The organism is Microtetraspora niveoalba (genome assembly GCF_001570405.1).
Classification (GTDB): Bacteria; Actinomycetota; Actinomycetes; order Streptosporangiales; family Streptosporangiaceae; genus Microtetraspora; species Microtetraspora niveoalba.
In genome coordinates, this window is the sequence record NZ_BBYM01000021.1 from 126590 (window position 1) to 147891 (window position 21302).

Sequence of the window (21302 nt, forward strand, 5' to 3'; positions counted from 1 at the left end):
GAGACGCCCGCCTCCCGCGCTATTCCTCCGGACGCTCCCTGCCGCGGCGCACCTCGCGCCGCGGCATCTCGTCGCGCAGCAGCCGCCGGTCGGCGGCCTCCTGCTGCTCCGGAGTGGGCCGGGACACGTCCCGGGCCCGCATCGCGACGACCGTCGTGATCTGCAAGCTTTGCAGCGCCATGACGCGAGCCTAGAAGATGAGCCCGGCCCACGGGCGCGGCTCCCACGACATCGCGGTGGACAGCGCGTGCAGCGCTCCCTCGCTGTGCTCGGTGACCAGGCCCGCCGCCCCCATGGCCGTGAGGGGACGTCCGCCGAGGTAGGCGGCGCCGAGGGCGTCCACGGGCAACGTCACGTCCGCAGGGTCGCCGGTCCGCTCGCAGGACGCCTTCGCGGTCCCCGTGCCCCCGCTCGCGACCAGCCGGAAACGTCCCGCGTTCCATGGGCACACCCGGTCCTCCACCTCGATCACGAGGTCGACCGGGGCGGCGTAGGCGCGGCCGGCGAGTGCCTGGTCCACGTCCACGAGGCGGACCCAGAGGTCGTCCAGCCAGCCCGCGTTGAGCTGCCGGGGCTCGGCCAGCAGATGCACGATCGGATCGTCCACCGGCCGGCCCCACGCGTGCAGCCGCACGCACAGGTCCCGGTCCAGCACGGTCCGCCAGGTCAGCGCGTACGCCGCGGGGTCGGTGGCGAACAGGTCGTTCAGCAGGACCTCGCCGTCGGGCAGGTTGTGGTCGGTCCAGCCGCTCTTCACACGGAAGAGGGCGTAGCCCCGCGGCCCGTCGTCGTCCTCGACGATCACGCACCGCAGCGGGCCCGCGCCCCTGCGGTAGACCTCCTCGTCGGCCAGGACCTCGAGCCGCCAGCAGGCGTCGGAGCGGTCGTACAGGCCCGGCCGGGTCGTCCGTACGGACTCGAAGACCTTCTCCAGGTCGGCCCGCGCCTCGGCCGGCTCGGCCAGACGCACGCGCAGGGACGGGTCCACGGGCGCGTCGCCCCTGAACGCCGAGCGCGCGGTGGGGATGCGGAAGAAGAGGGTGTCGGCGGCCCTGCCGTACCCGTAACGACCGTAGATCGCCGCCTCGGAGGCGTAGAGCGCGGCCACGGACTCGCCGCGCTCGTGCAGGTCCGCGAGCTGGCGGGTCATCAGTGAGGTCAGGATGCCCCTGCGCCGGTGCGAGGGGAGCACTCCGACCGCGGAGACGCCGCCGACCGGAAGGGAGCCGCCGGGCACCGTCATCGTGAGGCTCAGCACGGTGGTGGTGCCGACGATCAGGTCTCCGTCGAACGCCGCCAGGGAGCGGTCCAGCTCGAACAGCTCCCGCATCCGGTCATTCAGCTCAGGAGGGAGAGACGAGTTGAAGGCCTCGCGGTCGACTCTGACGAATGCGGGCCATTCGGGCTCTGTGATGGGACGAATCTGGACAGTCACCCGCTCACAGTAGGAGCGTGTAAAGGCCTGAGGCCAGCGAATAACCCTGCGTTCTCAGTGATCTAGGCCTTGGTCAAGTGGCTGCCCTCACCGTCGACGGGCGGATACAGTCGAGGCCATCATGAGTTCCCGCCGGGCGCCGCTCATCCCTCCACGGCTCCGTACTGTGCTGGTGCGTGTGCCGCTTCTGGTGCCGCTTGTCCGACTGGTAAGGAAGAGTTCGTCGAACGATCGTCACCGCCTGATCATCCTCGTGGTCGCCACGCTGCTCGTCGGCGTCCTCGACGTACAGGTGTCCGCGGAGTGGTTCTCGCCGGCGCTGCTGGTGCCCCTCATGCTGATCGGCGGCCTCCAGCTCCGGCTGCGCAGCCTGGGCGTCCTACTCTGCGCGGTCGTCGCGTCCCTCGCCTACATGGCGGTGGCCGGGGGCCTCATGCGACTCGGGCCGGGGATGCTCATCACCGCCGGGTTCACCGCGGTGCTCGCCTGGATCATGGCGCGCACCCGCGGCAAGCTCGGCGTGCAGGGCCTGCGCGGCGACGCGATGCTGCTGGAGCTGCGCGACCGGCTCAAGCGGCAGAGCGAGCTGCCGCACCTCCCCAAGCACTGGGGCGGCAAGGTGGTCCTCAAGCAGGCCGGCGGCTCCTCCTTCGGCGGTGACTTCGTCGTGTCCGTACGGCAGGGCGACCGTGTGGAGGTGGCGGTCGTCGACGTCTCGGGCAAGGGAGTGGACGCCGGCACCCGGGCGCTGATGCTCTCCGGCACGTTCGGCGGGCTGCTCGGCTCGGTGGACGACTTCCTGCACGCCTGCAACTCCTACCTGCACCGGCAGCGCGGCGACGAGGGGTTCGTCACCGCCGCCCATCTGAGCCTCGACCTGTCCACGGGGGAGTACGTCATCACGTCGGCGGGGCACCCGCCCGTGGTCAAGTTCGACGCGGGGACCGGCACCTGGCACGTGGCCACCGCCAAGGGCGTGGTGCTCGGGGTGGTGCCCGACCTCCACTGCGAGCCCGACAGCGGGGTGCTGCGCAAGGGCGACGCCCTCATGCTCTACACCGACGGGCTCATCGAGCAGCCGGGCCGTGACATCGACGCAGGTCTGGACCGCCTTCTGGGCGAGGCCGAGCGGCTGCTGCCCACGGGATACCGCGAGGGGGCCCGGCAGCTCGTCAACTCGATGTCCGCAGGGCACAACGACGACTGCGCGCTCGTTCTGATCTGGCGCCCCTGAGCCGGGAATAGGTGGGCTACCCTCAAAAGGGGCAACGCAGGGAAAGACACTTCTCCTCCACGGGGGTACTCGCTGATGAACTGGCTGTTCCTGGCCGGGTTCCTGGTCCTTTTCGTCGGCCTGCTCCTTTCCATCGCGTTGCACGAGATCGGGCACCTCCTCCCCGCCAAGCTCTTCGGCGTACGCGTGACGCAGTACATGGTCGGCTTCGGCCCCACCCTGTGGTCGCGCAAGCGGGGCGAGACCGAATACGGCGTGAAGTGGCTTCCCTTCGGCGGATACATCCGCATGATCGGCATGTTGCCGCCCCGGCCGAGCGACGACCCCAACAAGCTGCGCAGCGTCTCGACCGGGCCATGGCAGGGTCTCATCGAGAACGCCAGGGCCGTCGCCTCCGAGGACATCCGCCCCGGCGACGAGACCCGCGTCTTCTACCGCAAACCGTGGTGGCAGAAGGTCATCATCATGTTCGGCGGCCCGGCGATGAACTTCGTCCTGGCCTTCGCGCTGTTCTCGGTCGTTTTCATGGCCTTCGGCGTCCAGGTGTACAAGCCGGTCGTCTCCACGGTGTCCCAGTGCGTGGTGCCGGCCACCCAGGCCGAGCAGCGCGAGTGCCGGTCCGGGGATCCGGCTACTCCGGCGGCCAGGGCCGGGCTGCTCCCGGGCGACCACATCGTCGCGGTCGGCGGGAAGCGGGTCGACTCGTGGGAGGCGGCCACCGCGCTGATCCGCGCGCACGGAGCCGGCCGCACCGACCTGGGCGTGGTCCGGGGCGGCAAGGAGATCACCGTCGGCGTGGACCTGATCGCGCAGGACCGCCCGTCCCCGGACGACCCGGACAAGATCGAGAAGAACGTCGGCTTCCTCGGCGTCGCCCCGACGATCGTGATCGAGAAGCAGGGCCCGGGCTACGTCGTCAACCAGATGTGGGACTTCACCCGGCGCACCGCCGTCGCCATGGTCAACATCCCCAAGAAGATGGTGGGCGTCTGGAACGCGGCCTTCTCAGGGGAGAAGCGCGACCCGAACGGGCCGGTCGGCATCGTCGGCGCCGGCCGGATCGGCGGCGAGATCGCCGCGTCGTCGGCCCCGCTGGAAAACAAGATCATGGTCTTCGTCAACCTGCTCGCGGGACTCAACCTCGCCGTCGGCATGTTCAACCTCATCCCGCTGCTCCCGCTCGACGGCGGGCACATCGCGGGCGGCCTCTGGGAGGGGATCAAGCGCGGCTTCGCCCGGATCAGCCGCCGCCCCATGCCCGGGTACGTGGACGTCGCCAAGGCGCTGCCGCTCACGTACGCGATGGCGGCGCTGCTGCTGGTCATGGGCGGGCTGCTGGTCTACGCCGACCTGGTGAACCCCGTACGCCTGTCCGGCTGACTCCGGACGGCGTGAGATCACGCGGGCGGGCGCGCCTCGGAGGCGGGGCGCGCCCGCGTGATCGTGGGGGGTGGGGCGGTCACTCCGTACGGTGACGGTTGTGGCCTCGGGGTCGGGGCGTACGAAGCGCCGGATCAATGCGCAAGAAGGAAGGGGCGCCTCGCGCCCGGCTCCAACTCGGCAGGCTATCGGCTGGGCGACGGCGGGTGGACAATCAGGGCGCAAAGGCTGCCTGCCGTCCCTTGAAGGGCGGCAAGGTGCGAGATGTCCCGTTGCCGGAATGTGTCGCTCTATGGCTGTCGGCCCATATCGCCGCGTATCCGCCGGTTGAGCTGACGTTGCCATGGAAGACGCCCGAGGGGCCGGCGCACGCGGCCGTCCAGTGAGGACTACCGGATGCGGGTGGCCATCGAGAACGCGTGGTCTGGGGAAGCCGCCGCACCGTCGAGTGCCCTCGATGTGCCCTGAGTCGTCTGTCTGACCTTATAAGCGCGGATCACGGGCTCATCGGCCTAGTACATCGAGATGTGCACGTGGTCGTAGTGGTTGGCGGTGACGCCGCCCCGGTTCGACATCGGCCGCCAGCCGGGGCTGCCGAGGTTGTAGATCCGCTGCTGCCAGATCACGTACTTGACGCCCAGCTTGGCGCCGTTCTTGATCGCCCAGGCGGCGACGCTGTCGCCCAGGGCCTTCATGCCCGGGGTCGGCATGGACCCGCCCGAGCTCATCATGAAGTCGCAGGCGCGTCCGAGCGGATGCTCGCCGCCGTCGTTCTCGGCCCGATAGCAGCCGACCGTGAACTTCAGGTCGAAGTGCTTGGCGACCTGTGCCTTCATCAGGCGCGTCCGGGGGGTGATGTTGTCGCCGCCGGAGGGCAGCTCCGGAGCCCACCCGCCTCCGGTGAGCTTGCCCGGCGCCACCGGGATGAGTTGGTCGAGCTTGTTCTTGATGTCGGCGATCAGCTTCTCGGCGTCCTTGCGCTGCGCGGCGACCTGCTCGGAACGTGTCCTGATCTCCGTGATCAGGGCGGCCGCCGCGTCCGCCGCGGCCTTGCGCTCCGCCTTGAGCGTGGCGAACCGCGAGACGAGGACGGCCTGCTCGTCCTGGAGCTGGGTCAGCACGGCCGAGCCCTGCAGGTCCGGCATGCCGAGCAGGCCCAGGTCGTGCGTCTGGGTCTGGTAGCGCAGGCCCGCGATGCTCACCATCTCCTGTCGTGCGGCCTCGAAGTCGCTCTCCGCCTTGGCCAGCCGCTCCTTGGCGGCCTTCTCCGACCGCTGCGCTTCGGCGAGCTCGACCCGCTTGGCGTTGTAGTCGGTGATCAGCTTGTCGACCTTCGTGCGCAGCTCGGCGAGCTGCTTCTTCAGCTCGCTCTCACTCGGCTTGGGGGCGGCCGCGGCGGCGGACGCCGTACCGAGGACGAGGGCGGCGGCGGTCATAGCGGCGACGGCGGCCGGGAACGCGCGGGGCAGAGCCCACTCCTCTCCATCTGCCGGCCGGGTTAGCTGACGGGTTCGGGCTGGAGAAGCCCGGGCACTGGCGTGCCTTCACCCCAGGTGCACGGCGCCCGTCCCGGAACGGGACGAGGTCGCCACAACGTCGTGGGTCCCCGGCTCCCGGGCGGGGCGCCCGGGATTAGGCGGCACCGGCTGTGACAGCCGGTGCGATGGATAGTAGTGGTAAAAAAGGGTTGATTGCTACCTAAAGTTGCAACGCATACGAGATCAAGTCGTTACCCAAGATTCGCGGAGCATCCGGGCGGCCTCCTCGGGGGTCACGTCGTTGACGAACGCCCCCATCGCCGACTCCGACCCCGCCAGATACTTCAGCTTGTCCGGCGCCCTCCGGATGCTGAAGAGCTGGAGGTGGAGGTGGGCCAGGTCCCGCCGGTACGCCACCGGAGCCTGGTGCCAGGCGGCGACGTACGGCATGGCCGTCCCGAACAGCGCGTCGAGGCGGCGCAGCACCCCGGTGTAGAGCGGCCCGAAGGCGGCGCGCTCGTCCGCGTCGAGCGCGGGCAGGTCCGGCACCCGCCGATGCGGATAGACGTGGACCTCGAACGGATAGCGGGCGGCCGCGGGCACGAACGCCGTCCAGTGCTCGTTGGCGGCCACCACCCTCGGCCCCACCCGCTCGGCGGCCAGCACGTCCGCGAAGAGGTTCCCGCCCCGGTGCCGCGCCGCCACATCCAGCATGTGCCGCGTCCGCGGGGTCACGTACGGATAGGCGTAGATCTGGCCGTGCGGGTGGGGGAGCGTGATCCCGATCTCCGCGCCCCTGTTCTCGAAGCAGAAGACCTGCTCCACCCCCGGCATCGCGGACAGCTCGGCCGTGCGGTCGGCCCACGCGTCGAGGACGAGCTCCACCTGTTCCGGGCTGAGCGAGCCGAAGGACGCGTCGTGGTCGGCGGTGAAGCAGACCACCTCGCACCGCCCGACGCCCGGCCGCGCCGCGCTCAGCCCGCCCGGGTCGGGGAAGTCGCCGTGCGCGAAGCTGAACGAGGGGAACCGGTTCTCGAAGACCGCGACGTCGTACTCCGAGGGGATCTCCGAGCCGGGGTGGGCGGGGCAGAGCGGGCACTCGTCCGCCGCCGGCAGGTGCGTCCTGGTCTGGCGGTGCCCGGCGACGGCGACCCACTCGTCCATCAGCGGGTCGTAGCGCATCTGCGAGGCGGGCGGGCGCGGCGGAAGGTCGCGCGGGTCCACCGCGCCGCGGTCGGCGTCGTCCCGCCGGTCGTAGTAGAACAGCTCGCGCCCGTCGGCCAGGCGGGTGATCGTGCGCTTCACCGGGCCTGGTCCTCCCGCTCGCCGGCGCCGGACGGATCGGCCAGCAGCAGCTCGCCGACGTGCTCCGACAGCTCCTCGCGGGCCTGGGCCGGCAGGCCGGTGTCGCTCACCACGGCATGGGCCTGGTCGAGCCGGGCGATCGTGCTGATGCCGATCGTGTCCCACTTGGTGTGGTCGGCCAGGACGACCAGCCGCTGCGCCGACCCGACCAGCTCGCGGTCGGTCTCGGCCTCCAGCAGGTTGGGCGTCGTGAACCCCGCCCGCACGCTCATCCCGTGTACGCCAAGGAGCAGCACGTCGACGTTCATCGAGCGGACGGCGGCGACCGCGACCGGGCCGACCAGCGCGTCGGAGGGTGTGCGCACGCCGCCGACCAGCACCACGGTCTGGTCGGGCCGCCCGCCCCGGTGGAACACGTCGGCCACCTTCAGCGAGTTGGTGACCACGGTCAGTTCGGGCACGTCGGCGAGATGCCGTGCGACCGTCCACGTGGTGGTTCCCGCCGACAACGCCACCGAGCTGCCCGGGCGGACGAGGCGCGCGGCCCGGCGGGCGATGGCCTCCTTCTCGGCCTGCTGCCGGGCCGACTTGGCGGCGAACCCCGGCTCCTCCGTCGAGCCGGCCCCGGCGATCGTGGCCCCTCCGTGCACCTTCTCGATGAGCCCGCGTTCCGCGAGCACCTCCAGGTCGCGACGGATCGTCATGTCGGAGACGCCGAGATCCCGGACCAGCTCCGCCACACGCGCGCCGCCGGTCCTGCGGATCCGCTCCAGGATCGCCTGCTGCCGTAGCTGGGCGAGCATCACCACTCCAATCAACAGATTCCAACAAACTATGCCACAGATAGCGCGCGACCATGTTTGAACATGGGGATATGAATGGCGGCGCTGTACGCCACGGGCCGCCCTGATGAAGAGTGAGGGCACCAGCCGTACGACGAAAGGCGGTCCGACATGGGCAAGCGAGCGCGCAAGTCGAAGGCACGGAAGAAGAAGCAGGCCAATCACGGCAAGCGGCCCACCGGTCGGTAGGGGCGCGTTCCGAGCGGCCTCCGCCGCTCGGGCCCCGGCGGGCGGGCACGGGTGCCCCGGGGCCACCCCGCCCGCCGGCGCCTCGCCGGGTCTCTCCGAGGGCGTCAGCCCGTACGACGGCCCCTCCGCGGGAAGTCGGCGGCCGCCGCCGTCAGCAGGCCGGCGACCATCAGCACCCGCATCCCGGTGTCGGGAAAGCGCGTCATCGTGTCGAAGTACTGCTCGGCGGCCACCAGATCGAGCCCGTGCGACGCCACAGTGCTCATGTAGACGCTCCTCGCCATGGAGAGCACGACCGCGAGCGCCAGCGTGCAGGCGGCGACCCCCAGACCGGCCGCCAGCGCGGCCCTGCGGCGGCAGGGCGTCAGCAGGAACCCGGTCGCCAGCAGCGTCGCCGACGCCGCGGGAAGGATCCAGCCGAGCGACGTGTACGCGAACCGGCCGGTCGTGATCGCCCGCAGCCCCTTGCGCGCCACCCTGCCGGCGTCGATCCACAGGCCCTGGTAGACGGCGCTGCGCGACAGGCGCGGCATCCTCTCGTCCACCAGGCTTCTGACGTGGTCCAGCTTCACGTCGAGCTCGATCGGGAGCCCGCGCTGTTCGAGTGCGGCGGCCGCCTCGTCCACGCTCCACACCTCGCCCGCCGTCCACACGGCGACCATGGCGACCGGCGCGAGCGCGCACCCCAGAGCGATCAGGAGGATCGCGACCGCCGACGCGATATGGCGGCACGGACGGCGTGACGCCGCGAGCTGCCGGCGCAGGCGGAACAGCTCGGCGTGCACGTCCGTGTCGCTCACACCACCGCTCCCCCCGTACGGCAGGCGTCTTCGGGGGAAGATACCCCCGGCGACGGAGGGCCCCGGGAAACGGCCGGTCAAGAAGCGGTTCAGGGGAGACGCTGCTCCACCCAGACGATCTTGCCCTGGGGAGTGGGCCGGGTTCCCCACCGGTACGCGAAGCGCTTGATCAGCAGCAGCCCGCGCCCGGTGTCGTCGTCGAGGGCCGGCGAACGCGGCGCCGGGGCCGTCGACGAGCCGTCGGAGACCTCGCAGACCAGGGTCCTGCCGCGCAGCAGGCGCAGCTCGATCGGGGGCCACCCGTGCTTGAGCGCGTTGGTGACCATCTCGCTGACGATCAGCTCGGTGGTGTCGGCCAGCCCCGCCAGGCCCCACGCCGCCAGGGTGTTCCGTACGAACCGGCGGGCCGTGCGGACGAACCGCGGATCGTCCGAGAGCGGGAACGACGCCATCTCGTCCGGGTCGAGATCGCGGACCCTGGCCAGCAGCAGGGCGATGTCGTCGCGCTCGTGCCCGGGCCGCTGGCTGTTGATGGTCAGGTCGCACATGTCCTCGAGGTCCTGCAGCGGCCCCGCGAGCAGGTGGCGCAGCGCCATGATCCCCGCGTCGATGTCCCGGCGCCTGCTCTCCACCAGCCCGTCCGTGTAGAGGGCGAGGACGCTGCCGGCGGGGAGCGTCAGCTCCCGCGTCTCCAGCGGCTCGCTGCCGATGCCGAGGGGCAGCCCCGGGGGCATCTCGATGATCTCGGTCGACCGGTCGGGGTGGAGCAGGATCGGCGGCACGTGCCCGGCGCGCGCGATCGAGCAGTCGCGCGTGATCGGGTCGTACACGGCGTACACGCAGGTCGCGATCTGCGTGGGGTCGAGGTCCTGGCTCATCAGGTTGAGCCGGAACAGCACCTCGTCGGGCGGCAGGTCCAGGCTGGCCAGCGTGCGCGCCGCCGTCCGGAGCTGGCCCATCGTCGCCGCGGCTCTGGTGCCGTGCCCCATGACGTCGCCGACCACGAGCGCGGAGCGGCATCCGGGCAGGGGGATCACGTCGTACCAGTCGCCGCCCACGCCCATCAGGTCGCTGGCCGGGAGGTACCTGGAGGCGATCTCCATGCCGAGCGGATGGGGCAGCTCGGCGGGCAGCAGGCTGCTCTGCAGGGTCAGGGCGGTCCGGCGCTCACGGGTGTACAGCAGGGCGTTGTCGACGCAGACGGCGGTCCGCGCGGCGAGTTCCTCGGCCACCGCGACGTCCTGCTCCTCGAACGCCTCACCGCCCGGCCGTCGGGTGAAGACCGCGCATCCCAGCACCCGGCCGCGCGCGCTCAGCGGGACGGCGAGGAAGGACGTGCCGGTGAGCAGGGCCGCGACCACGCTCTCCCGGTCGAGGCCGCCGCCGATCAGCCGGGCCGTGTCGGGATCCATCTGCGGATACATGAGCGGAGTGCCGGTCGCCATGCACTGGGCGTGGGGGAGCTCCGGGCGATAGGTCGTCACCTCGTCGAGCGGGATGGCGCGCACCCACGCTTGAGCGTCGTGGTCCGCGACCGCGAGGGCCACCCGCCGGACCAGCGCGGTCCCGTCCTCCGAGCGGGACGGGAACTCGCCGTCGACGACCAGCCGGTCGTGGATCAGGATCTCCGCGGTGTCGGCGAAGCGCGGAACGGCGACGTCCATGAGCTCGCGGCTCGTCTCCACGAGATCCAGGGTGGTGCCGATGCGGCGGCTCGCCTCGTTCAGGAAGGTCAGCCGCTCGTTCGCCGAGACCGCACTGCTCCGGCGCCACTCGGACTGGTTGCCCTCTGCGGGATCCTTGATCAGGCAGTTGCGGTTCAAATCCGTTTCTCTCCGGGAGGCAGAAGATGCCCCCGAATCGTAAAGAGAAGATCCGCCGCATTTCAGGTGTTTGCCAGATGACGGGTCCGGGTAGTCGCGGCGAACGTTCCCACTCCCCATGCGGCCGGCGTACCGGCGGTGTCACGGCAAGGCGGCCGGACACGGAAGAGGCCGCCTCCGATGCCGGAGGCGGCCGTCACGCTGCGGAAACCTGTCGGGGCGACAGGATTTGAACCTGCGACTTCTTGCTCCCAAAGCAAGCGCGCTACCAAGCTGCGCCACGCCCCGCGGCGTCGGTTGCGCGAGCGCTCCGGAACTCCGGTACGCTTACGCCCTGACGACCGGATGAAGTCTAGACCAGATGAAGACCGGCGCGCGCGGACGTAGCTCAATGGTAGAGCCCCAGTCTTCCAAACTGGCTACGCGGGTTCGATTCCCGTCGTCCGCTCTGTTCGACACAAAGGCCAGGTCAACCGGCATCGGTTGGCCTGGCCTTCGTCATGTCCGGAGTGTTTGGACGCGGCGTGTCCCGCCGGACATTCCCGGTCAATCGGATGTGCGAAAGAGGGCCCACACGGCCTTGCCGCCGTCGTCGAGCGGGTCCCAGCCCCACGCCTGGCTGTACGTCTCGACGATGTAGAGCCCGCGTCCGTGCTCGGAGATGAAGTCCGGCTCCTTGGGGGTCGGCACCTCGTCGCTCGGGTCGGCCACCGCCAGGAGGATGTCCGGCGAGAGGCGCACCAGAGTCAGCGTGATGGGGCGCTCGTCCGGGCCCTCGTCGGGATAGAGCGCGTAGCGCACCGCGTTGGTCACGAGTTCTGAGACGACGAGCGCGGCGTCGTCGCCGAGCTCGGACAGGCCCCACTCGTCGAGGGTGGAGCGGGTGACGTCCCTGGCCGTCTTCACCGAGTCGGCCTGCGGCCCGAGCGGGCAGATCGCCCTGTCGGCGGCGTCGGCGGACCGCAGCATCTCCCTGACGCTCCGGCGGGACAACTGGGCGGAGGGCATGGGCTTCTCCAACATCCTGCCCGTACCTCCCGCTTGCCGCTTTTGACGTCAGTGCACCATTAGCCCAATATGCACTACGCCATGATGGGACAGCCGACCGGCCCCTGCAAGACCCAAATGCACGTGCAATCGCCTTGTGCAGCGGCACACGACGTTTTCCGGCCCGACACACGGATCGGCCCTTGTCATCGGGGCGGGAACTGGTGACACTGTGTGGGCTGAGGTGTGGCGCGGATCTTCCCCTCAGCGCATCTCACGCATCGACTGAGAGGGAGGCGCCGTGACACAGACCCAGCCGGGCTCCGGGCCGACGGCGCTTCGAATCCTCCTCGGCTCACAACTGCGCAAGCTCCGGGAGAACAGGGGCATCACGCGCGACGAGGCGGGAGAGCTCATCCGCGGCTCCGAATCCAAGATCAGCCGGATGGAGCTCGGTCGCGTCGGGTTCAAGGAGCGCGACGTGGCCGATCTGCTCAGCTTCTACGGCGTCGAGGAGCCCGAGGCCCGCGCCGCGGTGATGGAGCTGGTGGAAAGGGCCAACGAGCCCGGCTGGTGGCACCGGTTCAACGACGTGCTGCCCACCTGGTTCCAGGCGTACGTCGGGCTGGAGGAGGCCGCCTCCCGCATCCGCACCTACGAGGTGCAGTTCGTGCCCGGCCTGCTGCAGACCAAGGAGTACGCCCGGGCCGTGATCACGGCCGGGGCGGTGGGCGCGGGGCCGGAGGAGATCGCCCGGCGGGTGGACCTCCGGCTGGGGCGCCAGCGCGTACTGGACGGCGAGGGCGGCCCGATGTTCTGGGCGGTGATCGACGAGGCGGCACTGCGCCGTCCCATCGGCGGCGTCGAGGTGATGAGAGGCCAGCTCCAGCACCTGATCGACCTGATGAACCAGCCCAACATCACGATCCAGATAATGCCGTTCAGCTTCGGCGGACACGCCGCGGAGGGTGGCGCGTTCAGCATCCTGCGGTTCCAGGACGCCGATCTTCCCGACATCGTCTACGTCGAGCAGCTCGCCAGCGCGCTTTACCTGGACAAACGGGACGAAGTCGATCGGTACGGCGAGGTCATGGAGCGGCTCTGCGCCGTCAGCACGACCCCCGACGAGACCACCGGCATGCTGCGACAGATCATGCTGGACCTGTGATCAGTCGCTCGTAGGTGTGTCTCTGCTCTAGACTGCACCTTGGCGCTGGACACCCGCCACAGTGGAGCCTGCCCAGAGGGTCGTGCCAAGGCGGCGGTGCTTCAAGCCGCTCATGTGGGCGCGGCGCGTGACGTCCGCGGTAGCCGTGCTTGGCGCGCCCGCGATCACCAAAAGCTTGATCAAGGAGACCACCCCGTGAAGACCGCTGTCGAGGAGCTCAGCCCGACCCGGGTGAAGCTCACCGTCGAGGTGCCGTTCGAGGAGCTCGAGCCGAGCCTGGAAGCCGCCTACAAGAAGGTCGCCCAGCAGGTGCGTGTCCCCGGCTTCCGCCCCGGCAAGGTGCCCGCCCGGATCATCGAGCAGCGCTTCGGCCGCGCGGTGGTTCTCGAGGAGACCCTGAACGACGCCCTGCCCAAGCTGTACGGCCAGGCCGTGGACGAGACCGACGTGTTCCCGGTCAGCCAGCCCGAGATCGAGGTCACCAAGATCGAGGACGGCTCGCAGGTCGAGTTCACCGCCGAGGTCGACGTCCGCCCGTCCTTCGACGTGCCGGACTACGAGGGCACCGAGGTCGTCGTCGACGCCGCCGAGGTGTCCGACGAGGACATCCAGACCCAGCTCGACGCCCTCCGTCAGCGTTTCGCCACGCTGACCGGCGTGGAGCGCGCCGCCGCCCGCGGCGACTACGTCGTCATGGACCTGCGTGCCGAGATCGACGGCAAGAACCTCGACGAGCAGCAGGCCTCCGACGTGTCGTACGAGGTCGGAGCGGGCTCGGTGCTCCAGGGCCTCGACGACGCCCTCGAGGGGCTGTCGGCGGGCGAGGAGAAGACCTTCCGCACCACCCTGGTCGGCGGCGAGAACGCCGGCGACGAGGCCGACGTGATCATCAACGTGAAGTCGGTCAAGGAGAAGGTGCTGCCCGAGCTGGACGACGAGTTCGCGCAGCTCGCCAGTGAGTTCGACACGCTCGACGAGCTGAAGGACAGCATCCGCGAGCAGGTCCGCCGCAACAAGCTCATCGGGCAGGTCATGCAGAGCCGCGAGAAGGCTCTCGACGCCCTGCTCGAGCAGCTCGACATCCCGCTGCCGGAGAGCGCCCTCAAGGCCGAGATCGACTCCCGCAAGCACAACCTCGAGCACCAGATCGCCGAGAGCGGTCTGAGCCGCGAGGCCTTCTTCCGTCTCTACCAGACGACGGAGGAGGAGCGCTTCGCCGAGTTCGAGGCCAACGCCGCCAAGGCGCTGAAGGCCGGCTTCGTCCTCGACAAGATCGTCAAGTCCGAGGACATCGGCGTCAGCGAGCAGGAGCTCACCAACTTCGTGGTGCGCCGCGCCATGGAGCTGGGTGTCGCCCCGAACACGCTGGCCCAGCACCTCGCCGACAACGACCAGCTCACGCTCGCGATGATGGAGATCGTCCGTGAGAAGGCCAAGACGGTCGTCGGCGACGCCGCCAAGGTGACCGACGAGGCGGGCAACGAGGTCGACCTCAAGGCCATCTACGCCGAGCTCAACCCCGAGCAGGAGGCCGAGGGCACCGAGGAGGCCGCCGCCGGCGAGTCCACGGAGTCCGCCGAGTAGGCGTCCGTCACACGCTTCACCAGACCCCCGTCGCGCTTCGGCGCGGCGGGGGTCACGCGTCCCCGGAGTGAGGTTCCGGCGTGCTCCCGCCCCATGCGCCGTCAGCGAACAGCAGCACGACGGGGCATGAGCTGTCTGCCTCGCGCGTTAAGGTCACAAGCAAAGCCAATCGATTTCGACGCATCGGAAGGTGACGCTGTGACCAGCCCGCCGACCTTCTTCCAGCCCACCAGCTTCGGTCCCGAGGCGCGCGGCCGTGAGAACGGCTCGTACCGCCTGGAGGACCAGCTCTACCAGCGGCTGCTCCGCGAGCGCATCGTGGTGCTCGGCACCCAGGTCAACGACGAGGTCGCCAACCGGCTCTGCGCCGAGCTGCTCCTCCTTGCCGCGGACGACCCGGATCGGGACATCTGGCTGTACATCAACTCGCCCGGCGGCTCGGTGACGGCCGGCATGGCGATTTACGACATGATGGAATACGTGCCGAACGACGTGTGCACCGTCGCGATGGGCTTGGCCGCTTCCATGGGCCAGTTCCTGCTCTGCGCGGGGGCGTCGGGCAAGCGGTACGCGCTGCCCAACGCTCGCATCATGATGCACCAGCCGTCCGGCGGCATCGGCGGCACCGCGGCCGACATCGCGATCCAGGCCGAGCAGATGCTCTACGTGAAGAAGACCCTGGCCGAGCGGATCGCCTTCCACACCGGCCAGCCGCTCGAGCAGATCGAGCGCGACTCCGACCGTGACCGGTGGTTCACGGCCGAGGAGGCCAGGGACTACGGCTTCATCGACCATGTCGTGCGCAGCGCGCGGCAGGTGCCCTCCGAGGGCGCCGTCTCATGAGTGGAGCTTCCGAAGTGAACGAGCTGATCCGGCCGGGAGACATCAACGGCCGTTACATCATCCCTTCGTTCGTCGAACGCACGACGTACGGCGTGAAGGAGATGAACCCGTACAACAAGCTGTTCGAGGATCGCATCATCTTCCTCGGCGTGCAGATCGACGACGCCTCGGCGAACGACGTCATGGCGCAGTTGCTCACCCTGGAGTCGCTCGACCCGGACAGGGACATCAGCATCTACATCAACTCGCCGGGCGGTTCGTTCACCGCGATGACGGCGATCTACGACACGATGCAGTTCGTCCGTCCGGAGATCCAGACGGTGTGTCTCGGTCAGGCGGCGTCCGCCGCGGCGGTGCTGCTGGCCGGCGGCACGCCCGGCAAGCGGTTCGCTCTGCCGAACGCCCGCGTCCTGATCCACCAGCCCTCCACCGAGGGCGGCGGCCAGGGCAGCGACATCGAGATCCAGGCTCGGGAGATCCTGCGCATGCGGGAGCTGCTCGAGGACATTCTGGCGCGGCACTCGGGTAAGTCGCCGGACGAGGTCCGCAGGGACATCGAGCGCGACAAGATCCTGAGCGCCGAGGAGGCCAAGGCGTACGGGCTGGTGGACGACATCATCCCGACGCGTAAGAAGCGCGCCGCGGCGATCGCTTCCTGAGGAAGTCGAAGGCACCGGAACGATGCCCGTTTGGGCACGTTCCGGTGCGACTCACCGCCAGGGGGCTCACTGAGGGTCCAGAAGACGGTAACGTCGATACCTGAGCGGGATGACGTTTTCGCACCGAGTCAGAGCGGGCGGCGGACGGAAGTGACCGCGTCAGCAGGGCGGTCCCACGCAAAGGAGTATCTGGGGTGGCACGCATCGGCGACGGGGGAGACCTGCTGAAGTGTTCGTTCTGCGGCAAGAGCCAGAAGCAGGTCAAGAAGCTCATCGCCGGCCCCGGCGTCTACATCTGCGATGAGTGCATCGATCTCTGCAACGAGATCATCGAGGAGGAGCTCTCCGAGTCCTCCGAGCTGAAGTGGGACAACCTCCCCAAGCCGCGTGAGATCTACGAGTTCCTCGAGGCCTACGTCATCGGACAGGACAAGGCCAAGAAGGCGCTCTCCGTGGCGGTGTACAACCACTACAAGCGCGTCCAGTCCGGCGAGCGCGCCCGGGACGACGGCCTGGAGCTGGCCAAGTCCAACATTCTGCTCCTCGGCCCGACCGGATCCGGCAAGACGCTGCTCGCGCAGACGCTCGCCAAGATGCTCAACGTGCCGTTCGCGATCGCCGACGCCACCGCCCTGACCGAGGCCGGGTACGTCGGAGAGGATGTCGAGAACATCCTGCTCAAGCTGATCCAGGCGGCCGACTACGACGTCAAGAAGGCCGAGACCGGCATCATCTACATCGACGAGGTCGACAAGATCGCCCGTAAGAGCGAGAACCCGTCGATCACGCGCGACGTCTCCGGCGAGGGTGTGCAGCAGGCCCTGCTGAAGATCCTTGAGGGGACGACCGCGAGCGTGCCGCCGCAGGGCGGGCGCAAGCACCCGCACCAGGAGTTCATCCAGATCGACACCACCAACGTGCTGTTCATCTGTGGTGGCGCCTTCGCCGGCCTCGAAAAGATCATCGAGTCGCGCGTCGGCAAGAAGGGGATCGGCTTCAACGCGATCATCCGGTCCAAGGAGGAGATGGACTCCTCGGACATCTTCTCGGACGTCATGCCCGAGGACCTGCTGAAGTTCGGCATGATCCCCGAGTTCGTCGGCCGGCTCCCCGCGATCACGTCGGTCCACAACCTCGACCGGGACGCGCTGATCCAGATCCTCACCGAGCCCAGGAACGCGCTGGTCAAGCAGTACCGCCGCCTCTTCGAGCTGGACAACGTCGAGCTGGAGTTCACCGACGACGCGCTGGAGGCGATCGCGGACCAGGCGATCCTGCGCGGCACCGGGGCGCGGGGGCTACGGGCCATCCTCGAGGAGGTCCTGCTCTCGGTGATGTACGAGGTGCCGTCCCGAGAGGACGTCGCCCGCGTCGTCATCACCCGTGAGGCCGTCCTGGAGCACGTCAACCCGACACTCGTGCCGCGGGACCAGCTGCAGGCGAAGCAGCAGCGCACCCCCAGGGAGAAGTCGGCCTGATCCCGTCCGCGGCTCTTGCACCGGATGCCGTCTTTTGACGAGGTCCTGCCGCGTTTCCGATGAGAACTTCTGAGCGTACGCACAGGAGACCATCGGAAAGGTGAGCCGCGGATGAGACGGAGACTTTTCGGATTAGCCACGATCGTCGCGCTGCTGACGGCGTTCGGCCTATGTGAGCCGGCGTCCGCGTCCACGGCGGCCAAGGTCTACCGCGGCCGCGCCACGGTGGTCGTCGAGACCTACGACTACTGCAGCGGCGCGCGGAGAATCGCCGACCGGAGCAGGTTCAGCACCACGGCCGAGCTGCACGTGGTCCCCCGCCTGTCGGGAGACGGGCGCACCGAGCGGAACCCCTTCGGGTGGCAGTTCTACGTCGGTAACGTCGGCCAGCCGGGATCGTTCCAGTTCGCGTCGGCCTTCCTGGTGGGCCCCCGCCGCTATCTGGCGGAGTACTGGAACACCGGCCGCAGCTCGACGGGGCAGTTCAATGGCAGGCTGGTGCAGAGCCACAGCAACATCGGGGCGGCGTGGAACCAGTTCATGGCGAACAAGCCGCTCGTCGACTGCCGCCCCAATCTCGGTGTGATGCTGTTCCCCTTCGCGGTCGCGGCGGGCGCGCGGATCAACGGAGTCGTGACCAACGGTGCCGCCCGGTTCACGTTGATCGGGGCGACCGAAGAAAGCCTCTACGCCTTCCGCATCGACTTCAACGCCTGAACGCGCCGCCATGGCTCCCGCTCCCCAGCGGGAGCCATGCGCCGTCACCTGCGGTGACGCCCGACCGGCGTGGGGGCGGACGCGGGCGGCCATAGAATTGGTCACCGTGACAACGCCTGAACTGCCAACCCAGTACGCACCCGCCGATGTCGAGACCCGCAGCTACGAGCGCTGGGTATCGGAAGGCTTCTTCACCGCGGACCCGGGCAGCGGGCGGGAACCGTACAGCATCGTGCTTCCGCCACCGAACGTGACGGGCTCGCTGCACGTGGGGCACGCCCTGGACCACTCGATCCAGGACGCGCTGACCCGGCGGGCCCGGATGCGGGGCCTGGAGACGCTGTGGCTCCCGGGCATGGACCACGCCGGCATCGCCACGCAGAACGTCGTCGAGCGAGAGATCGCCAAGGACGGTCTGTCCCGCCACGACCTGGGACGCGAGGCGTTCGTCGACCGGGTGTGGCAGTGGAAGGAGGAGTCCGGCGGCCGCATCCTCGGCCAGATGACGAAGCTCGGCGACGGCGTGGACTGGTCGCGTGAGCGCTTCACGATGGACGAGGGCCTGTCCCGGGCCGTCCAGACCATCTTCAAGAAGCTCTTCGACGACGGGCTCATCTACCGCGCCGAGCGCATCATCAACTGGTGCCCGCGCTGCCTCACCGCGCTGTCCGACATCGAGGTGGAGCACAGCGAGGACGAGGGAGAGCTCGTCTCCATCCGGTACGGATCGGACGAGACCGAGATCGTGGTCGCGACCACGCGCGCCGAGACGATGCTCGGCGACACCGCGGTCGCGGTCAACCCGTCCGATGAGCGCTACGCGCACCTCGTGGGCCAGTTCGTGGAGCTTCCGCTCACCGGCCGCCGGATTCCGATCGTCGCGGACGAGCACGTCGATCCGTTCTTCGGAACGGGCGCGGTGAAGGTGACCCCCGCCCACGACCCCAACGACTTCGAGATCGGCCGCCGGCACTCGCTGCCGTCGATCTCGGTCATGGACGAGCGCGGCGTGATCACGGCGCACGGCCCGTTCCAGGGGCTGGACCGGTTCGAAGCGCGGCCCGCGGTGGTCGCCGCGCTGCGCCAGCAAGGGCGGATCGTCGCGGAGAAGCGTCCGTACCTGCACTCGGTCGGCCACTGCTCCCGCTGCAAGACGGTGGTCGAGCCGCGCCTGTCGCTGCAGTGGTTCGTGAATGTCTCGCCGCTCGCCAAGGCGGCCGGTGACGCCGTCCGCGACGGCCGTACCCGGATCCACCCGCCGGAGCTGGCCAAGCGCTACTTCGACTGGGTCGACGACATGCACGACTGGTGCATCTCCCGGCAGTTGTGGTGGGGGCACCGCATCCCGGTCTGGTACGGCCCCGATGGCGAGGTCGTGTGCGTCGGACCGGACGAGGAGGCGCCGGTCGGCTACGTCCAGGACCCGGACGTGCTCGACACCTGGTTCTCCTCCGGTCTGTGGCCGTTCTCGACCCTGGGCTGGCCGGAGTCCACCCCGGAGCTCAAGCGGTTCTATCCGACGTCCGTGCTGGTCACCGGGTACGACATCCTCTTCTTCTGGGTCGCCAGGATGATGATGTTCGGGCTGTACGCGATGGACGGGCAGCCGCCGTTCCGTACGGTGGCGTTGCACGGGATGGTCCGGGACCAGTTCGGCAAGAAGATGTCCAAGTCGTTCGGGAACGTGGTCGACCCGCTGGACTGGATCGCCCGTTACGGCGCCGACGCCACGCGGTTCACCCTGCTTCGGGGGGCCAACCCGGGGTCGGACGTGGCCATCAGCGAGGACTGGGCCGCGGGGTCGCGCAACTTCTGCAACAAGATCTGGAACGCGACCAGGTTCGCGCTCATGAACGGCGCGGTGGTGGACGGCCTGCCGTCCGACCTCACCGCCGCCGACCGCTGGGTGTTGTCGAGGCTGCAGACCGTGATCGCGTCCGTGGACGCCGCGTACGAGGACTTCGAGTTCGCCAAGGTCTCCGACGCTCTGTACCACTTCGCCTGGGACGAGGTCTGCGACTGGTACGTCGAGCTCGCGAAGATCCAGATATCCCGAGGCGGGGAGGTCGCTGAGAACACCAAGCGGGTTCTCGGCCACGTCTTCGACGCTCTGCTGCGACTGCTGCACCCGCTGGTGCCGTTCGTGACCGAGGAGCTGTGGCGGGCACTGACCGGTGGGGAGTCGTTGGTCGTGGCCGACTGGCCGGTTCCGGTGGCTGAGCTGGCCGACCCCGGCGCCGAGATGGAGATCGCCGCGCTTCAGGAGCTTGTCACCGAGGTGCGGAGGTTCCGTTCCGACCAGGGGCTCAAGCCTGGTCAGCGAGTCGCGGCGCGGCTGTCCTTCTCCGGTACGGCCCTCGCCCCGCACGAGGAGGCCGTCAGGGCGTTGCTCCGGCTCAACGCGCCGGGGGAGAGCTTCACGGCGACCGCGCGCATCGCGGTGGGCGGCGTGGACGTGGAGATCGACACCGCCGGTGCCATCGACGTCGCAGCGGAGCGCAAGAGGCTCGAGAAGGATCTCGCCGCCGCGCGGAAGGAGCATGCCCAGGTGACGGGCAAGCTCGGCAACGCGCAGTTCATGGCCAAGGCGCCGGACGACGTGGTGGCGAAGGTGCGCGGCCGTGCGGCTCAGGCCGAGGAGGACATCGCGCGCCTCGAGGCCCAGCTCGCCGCACTTCCCGGCTAGGTCCCTCATCAGGCCGGCCGGAGCAGGTTTGAGCAGCGACGGGGTGGGAATGACACTTAAGTTGCCTCAGATGTGCCCGGCCGGCCGCGAGGGGTGGTAAGGTTCCTTCTCGCAGGGCTCACCGGCGCGTCTCACTCCCCTCGGGGAAATGGGTGCTACGGTTCCTGTATCTCCTCCAACTAATCGGGAATTTCCGATTGGCCGCGCGCAATTCGACAGGATTGCGAATGGACAGTAGCTTGGAGGGGTTGCTCCGGAGACGGGGCGGCTGCGATTCCCTCAGGGTTGCGGGGTTCGGGTCAAGTGTTCCAAAACGGGACGGTTTGACACGGATCGGGCGACACGAGAGAATAGCGGTAAGTGAAGCGAATGTAACGCCCCGGAGCGGATGGCTCGGTTTCGAGTCTGAGGTGATGGTGGTCGCGTCCGTTTCTTGAGAACTCAACAGTGTGCTAAAAGCCAGTGCATGATGCACAACCCCGTCCTTACCTGCACTCATTGCGGTGTGGGGGGATGGATTCCTTTGGTTGACATTCATGTGAATGTTGGCCAGGAAACAACTCGAAGACATTGTTTGGAGAGTTTGATCCTGGCTCAGGACGAACGCTGGCGGCGTGCTTAACACATGCAAGTCGAGCGGAAAGGCCCTTCGGGGTACTCGAGCGGCGAACGGGTGAGTAACACGTGAGTAACC

18 protein-coding genes, 2 tRNA genes, 1 rRNA gene and 1 riboswitch are annotated in these 21302 nt (G+C 69.0%); of the genes, 12 read left to right on the top strand and 9 right to left on the bottom strand.

The annotated features are described in order from the left end of the window. Positions 1 to 19: 19 nt before the first annotated feature. Together AWQ70_RS39120 and AWQ70_RS22100 are read right to left on the bottom strand one after the other, a co-directional pair. Positions 20 to 181: a hypothetical protein gene (locus AWQ70_RS39120; protein WP_157530231.1), complete on the bottom strand. Its 162-nt coding sequence runs from the start codon at positions 179 to 181 to the stop codon at positions 20 to 22. Between the two features lie 9 nt (positions 182 to 190). Then, positions 191 to 1435, bottom strand: coding sequence for a GNAT family N-acetyltransferase (locus tag AWQ70_RS22100; RefSeq protein ID WP_067179089.1), 1245 nt, complete (start codon positions 1433 to 1435; stop codon positions 191 to 193). Positions 1436 to 1556: 121 nt separating this feature from the next. Between AWQ70_RS22100 and AWQ70_RS22105 the strand changes: the two genes are divergently transcribed. Both AWQ70_RS22105 and AWQ70_RS22110 read left to right on the top strand, forming a co-directional pair. Then, positions 1557 to 2669, top strand: a complete 1113-nt coding sequence (locus AWQ70_RS22105; RefSeq protein WP_067179091.1) for a PP2C family protein-serine/threonine phosphatase — start codon at positions 1557 to 1559, stop codon at positions 2667 to 2669. Between the two features lie 75 nt (positions 2670 to 2744). After that, complete coding sequence (locus AWQ70_RS22110) at positions 2745 to 4049, top strand: M50 family metallopeptidase (RefSeq protein ID WP_067179093.1); 1305 nt, start codon at positions 2745 to 2747, stop codon at positions 4047 to 4049. 512 nt (positions 4050 to 4561) lie between these two features. Here AWQ70_RS22110 and AWQ70_RS22115 read toward each other — a convergent pair. The 3 genes from AWQ70_RS22115 to AWQ70_RS22125 all read right to left on the bottom strand — a co-directional run bounded on the left by AWQ70_RS22115 (position 4562) and on the right by AWQ70_RS22125 (position 7635). Beyond that, complete coding sequence (locus tag AWQ70_RS22115) at positions 4562 to 5485, bottom strand: coiled-coil domain-containing protein (protein ID WP_067179095.1); 924 nt, start codon at positions 5483 to 5485, stop codon at positions 4562 to 4564. Between the two features lie 37 nt (positions 5486 to 5522). After that, positions 5523 to 5698, bottom strand: a riboswitch (cyclic di-AMP (ydaO/yuaA leader). A 72-nt stretch (positions 5699 to 5770) separates the two neighbouring features. Further along, on the bottom strand, positions 5771 to 6832 hold the full coding sequence (gene galT / locus AWQ70_RS22120) for a galactose-1-phosphate uridylyltransferase (protein WP_067179097.1): 1062 nt from the start codon (positions 6830 to 6832) through the stop codon (positions 5771 to 5773). Then, positions 6829 to 7635 carry a DeoR/GlpR family DNA-binding transcription regulator gene (locus AWQ70_RS22125; RefSeq protein ID WP_067179154.1) on the bottom strand — a complete coding sequence of 269 codons (807 nt, stop codon included), beginning with the start codon at positions 7633 to 7635 and terminating at the stop codon, positions 6829 to 6831. The genes galT and AWQ70_RS22125 overlap by 4 nt, the downstream gene beginning before the upstream one ends. A 150-nt stretch (positions 7636 to 7785) precedes the next feature. Here AWQ70_RS22125 and AWQ70_RS42415 point away from each other — a divergent pair, with 150 nt between their 5' ends. Beyond that, positions 7786 to 7863, top strand: coding sequence for a 50S ribosomal protein bL37 (locus AWQ70_RS42415; RefSeq protein ID WP_373282358.1), 78 nt, complete (start codon positions 7786 to 7788; stop codon positions 7861 to 7863). 104 nt (positions 7864 to 7967) lie between these two features. Here the strand turns inward: AWQ70_RS42415 and AWQ70_RS22130 are convergent, their stop codons facing one another. The 3 genes from AWQ70_RS22130 to AWQ70_RS22140 form a co-directional block, all read right to left on the bottom strand. Further along, positions 7968 to 8663: a hypothetical protein gene (locus tag AWQ70_RS22130; RefSeq protein ID WP_067179098.1), complete on the bottom strand. Its 696-nt coding sequence runs from the start codon at positions 8661 to 8663 to the stop codon at positions 7968 to 7970. A gap of 89 nt (positions 8664 to 8752) precedes the next feature. Beyond that, positions 8753 to 10486: an ATP-binding SpoIIE family protein phosphatase gene (locus AWQ70_RS22135; protein ID WP_067179100.1), complete on the bottom strand. Its 1734-nt coding sequence runs from the start codon at positions 10484 to 10486 to the stop codon at positions 8753 to 8755. Positions 10487 to 10700: 214 nt separating this feature from the next. Beyond that, positions 10701 to 10774 (bottom strand) — tRNA-Pro (locus AWQ70_RS22140). Positions 10775 to 10863: 89 nt separating this feature from the next. Between AWQ70_RS22140 and AWQ70_RS22145 the strand changes: the two genes are divergently transcribed. After that, a tRNA-Gly gene (locus AWQ70_RS22145) sits at positions 10864 to 10934 on the top strand. A gap of 98 nt (positions 10935 to 11032) precedes the next feature. On the opposite strand, the gene AWQ70_RS22150 is transcribed toward AWQ70_RS22145, so the two are convergent. Further along, complete coding sequence (locus AWQ70_RS22150; RefSeq protein ID WP_084517596.1) at positions 11033 to 11509, bottom strand: ATP-binding protein; 477 nt, start codon at positions 11507 to 11509, stop codon at positions 11033 to 11035. Positions 11510 to 11774: 265 nt separating this feature from the next. Between AWQ70_RS22150 and AWQ70_RS22155 the strand changes: the two genes are divergently transcribed. From AWQ70_RS22155 to AWQ70_RS22190, 8 genes are all read left to right on the top strand, one after another. Continuing rightward, positions 11775 to 12641, top strand: coding sequence for a Sco1979 family transcriptional regulator (locus AWQ70_RS22155; protein ID WP_067179102.1), 867 nt, complete (start codon positions 11775 to 11777; stop codon positions 12639 to 12641). A 195-nt stretch (positions 12642 to 12836) separates the two neighbouring features. Next, the gene (gene tig / locus AWQ70_RS22160) at positions 12837 to 14225 is read left to right on the top strand and encodes a trigger factor (protein ID WP_067179104.1); all 1389 of its coding nucleotides are present in this window, start codon (positions 12837 to 12839) and stop codon (positions 14223 to 14225) included. 198 nt (positions 14226 to 14423) lie between these two features. Then, on the top strand, positions 14424 to 15068 hold the full coding sequence (locus AWQ70_RS22165) for a ClpP family protease (RefSeq protein WP_067179106.1): 645 nt from the start codon (positions 14424 to 14426) through the stop codon (positions 15066 to 15068). Beyond that, positions 15065 to 15727, top strand: coding sequence for an ATP-dependent Clp protease proteolytic subunit (locus tag AWQ70_RS22170; RefSeq protein ID WP_067179108.1), 663 nt, complete (start codon positions 15065 to 15067; stop codon positions 15725 to 15727). Before AWQ70_RS22165 ends, AWQ70_RS22170 begins: the two co-directional genes overlap by 4 nt. Before the next feature lie 194 nt (positions 15728 to 15921). Next, a complete protein-coding gene (gene clpX / locus AWQ70_RS22175) occupies positions 15922 to 17205 on the top strand; it encodes an ATP-dependent Clp protease ATP-binding subunit ClpX (protein ID WP_067179110.1) in 1284 nt (427 codons plus the stop codon). A gap of 111 nt (positions 17206 to 17316) precedes the next feature. Beyond that, a complete protein-coding gene (locus AWQ70_RS22180) occupies positions 17317 to 17922 on the top strand; it encodes a hypothetical protein (protein WP_067179112.1) in 606 nt (201 codons plus the stop codon). 97 nt (positions 17923 to 18019) lie between these two features. After that, positions 18020 to 20608, top strand: a complete 2589-nt coding sequence (locus tag AWQ70_RS22185; RefSeq protein ID WP_245647092.1) for a valine--tRNA ligase — start codon at positions 18020 to 18022, stop codon at positions 20606 to 20608. Positions 20609 to 21179: 571 nt separating this feature from the next. Then, a 16S ribosomal RNA gene (locus AWQ70_RS22190) occupies positions 21180 to 21302 on the top strand; the annotation flags it as partial.

Bases quoted from the DNA above. Each gene is read 5' to 3' on its own strand.
- AWQ70_RS42415 (WP_373282358.1), top strand. From the start codon at position 7,786: ATGGGCAAGCGAGCGCGCAAGTCGAAGGCACGGAAGAAGAAGCAGGCC.
- AWQ70_RS22150 (WP_084517596.1), bottom strand. From the start codon at position 11,509: ATGTTGGAGAAGCCCATGCCCTCCGCCCAGTTGTCCCGCCGGAGCGTC.
- AWQ70_RS22115 (WP_067179095.1), bottom strand. From the start codon at position 5,485: ATGACCGCCGCCGCCCTCGTCCTCGGTACGGCGTCCGCCGCCGCGGCC.
- AWQ70_RS22105 (WP_067179091.1), top strand. From the start codon at position 1,557: ATGAGTTCCCGCCGGGCGCCGCTCATCCCTCCACGGCTCCGTACTGTG.
- AWQ70_RS22180 (WP_067179112.1), top strand. From the start codon at position 17,317: ATGAGACGGAGACTTTTCGGATTAGCCACGATCGTCGCGCTGCTGACG.
- AWQ70_RS22110 (WP_067179093.1), top strand. From the start codon at position 2,745: ATGAACTGGCTGTTCCTGGCCGGGTTCCTGGTCCTTTTCGTCGGCCTG.
- AWQ70_RS22170 (WP_067179108.1), top strand. From the start codon at position 15,065: ATGAGTGGAGCTTCCGAAGTGAACGAGCTGATCCGGCCGGGAGACATC.
- AWQ70_RS39120 (WP_157530231.1), bottom strand. From the start codon at position 181: ATGGCGCTGCAAAGCTTGCAGATCACGACGGTCGTCGCGATGCGGGCC.
- AWQ70_RS22125 (WP_067179154.1), bottom strand. From the start codon at position 7,635: ATGCTCGCCCAGCTACGGCAGCAGGCGATCCTGGAGCGGATCCGCAGG.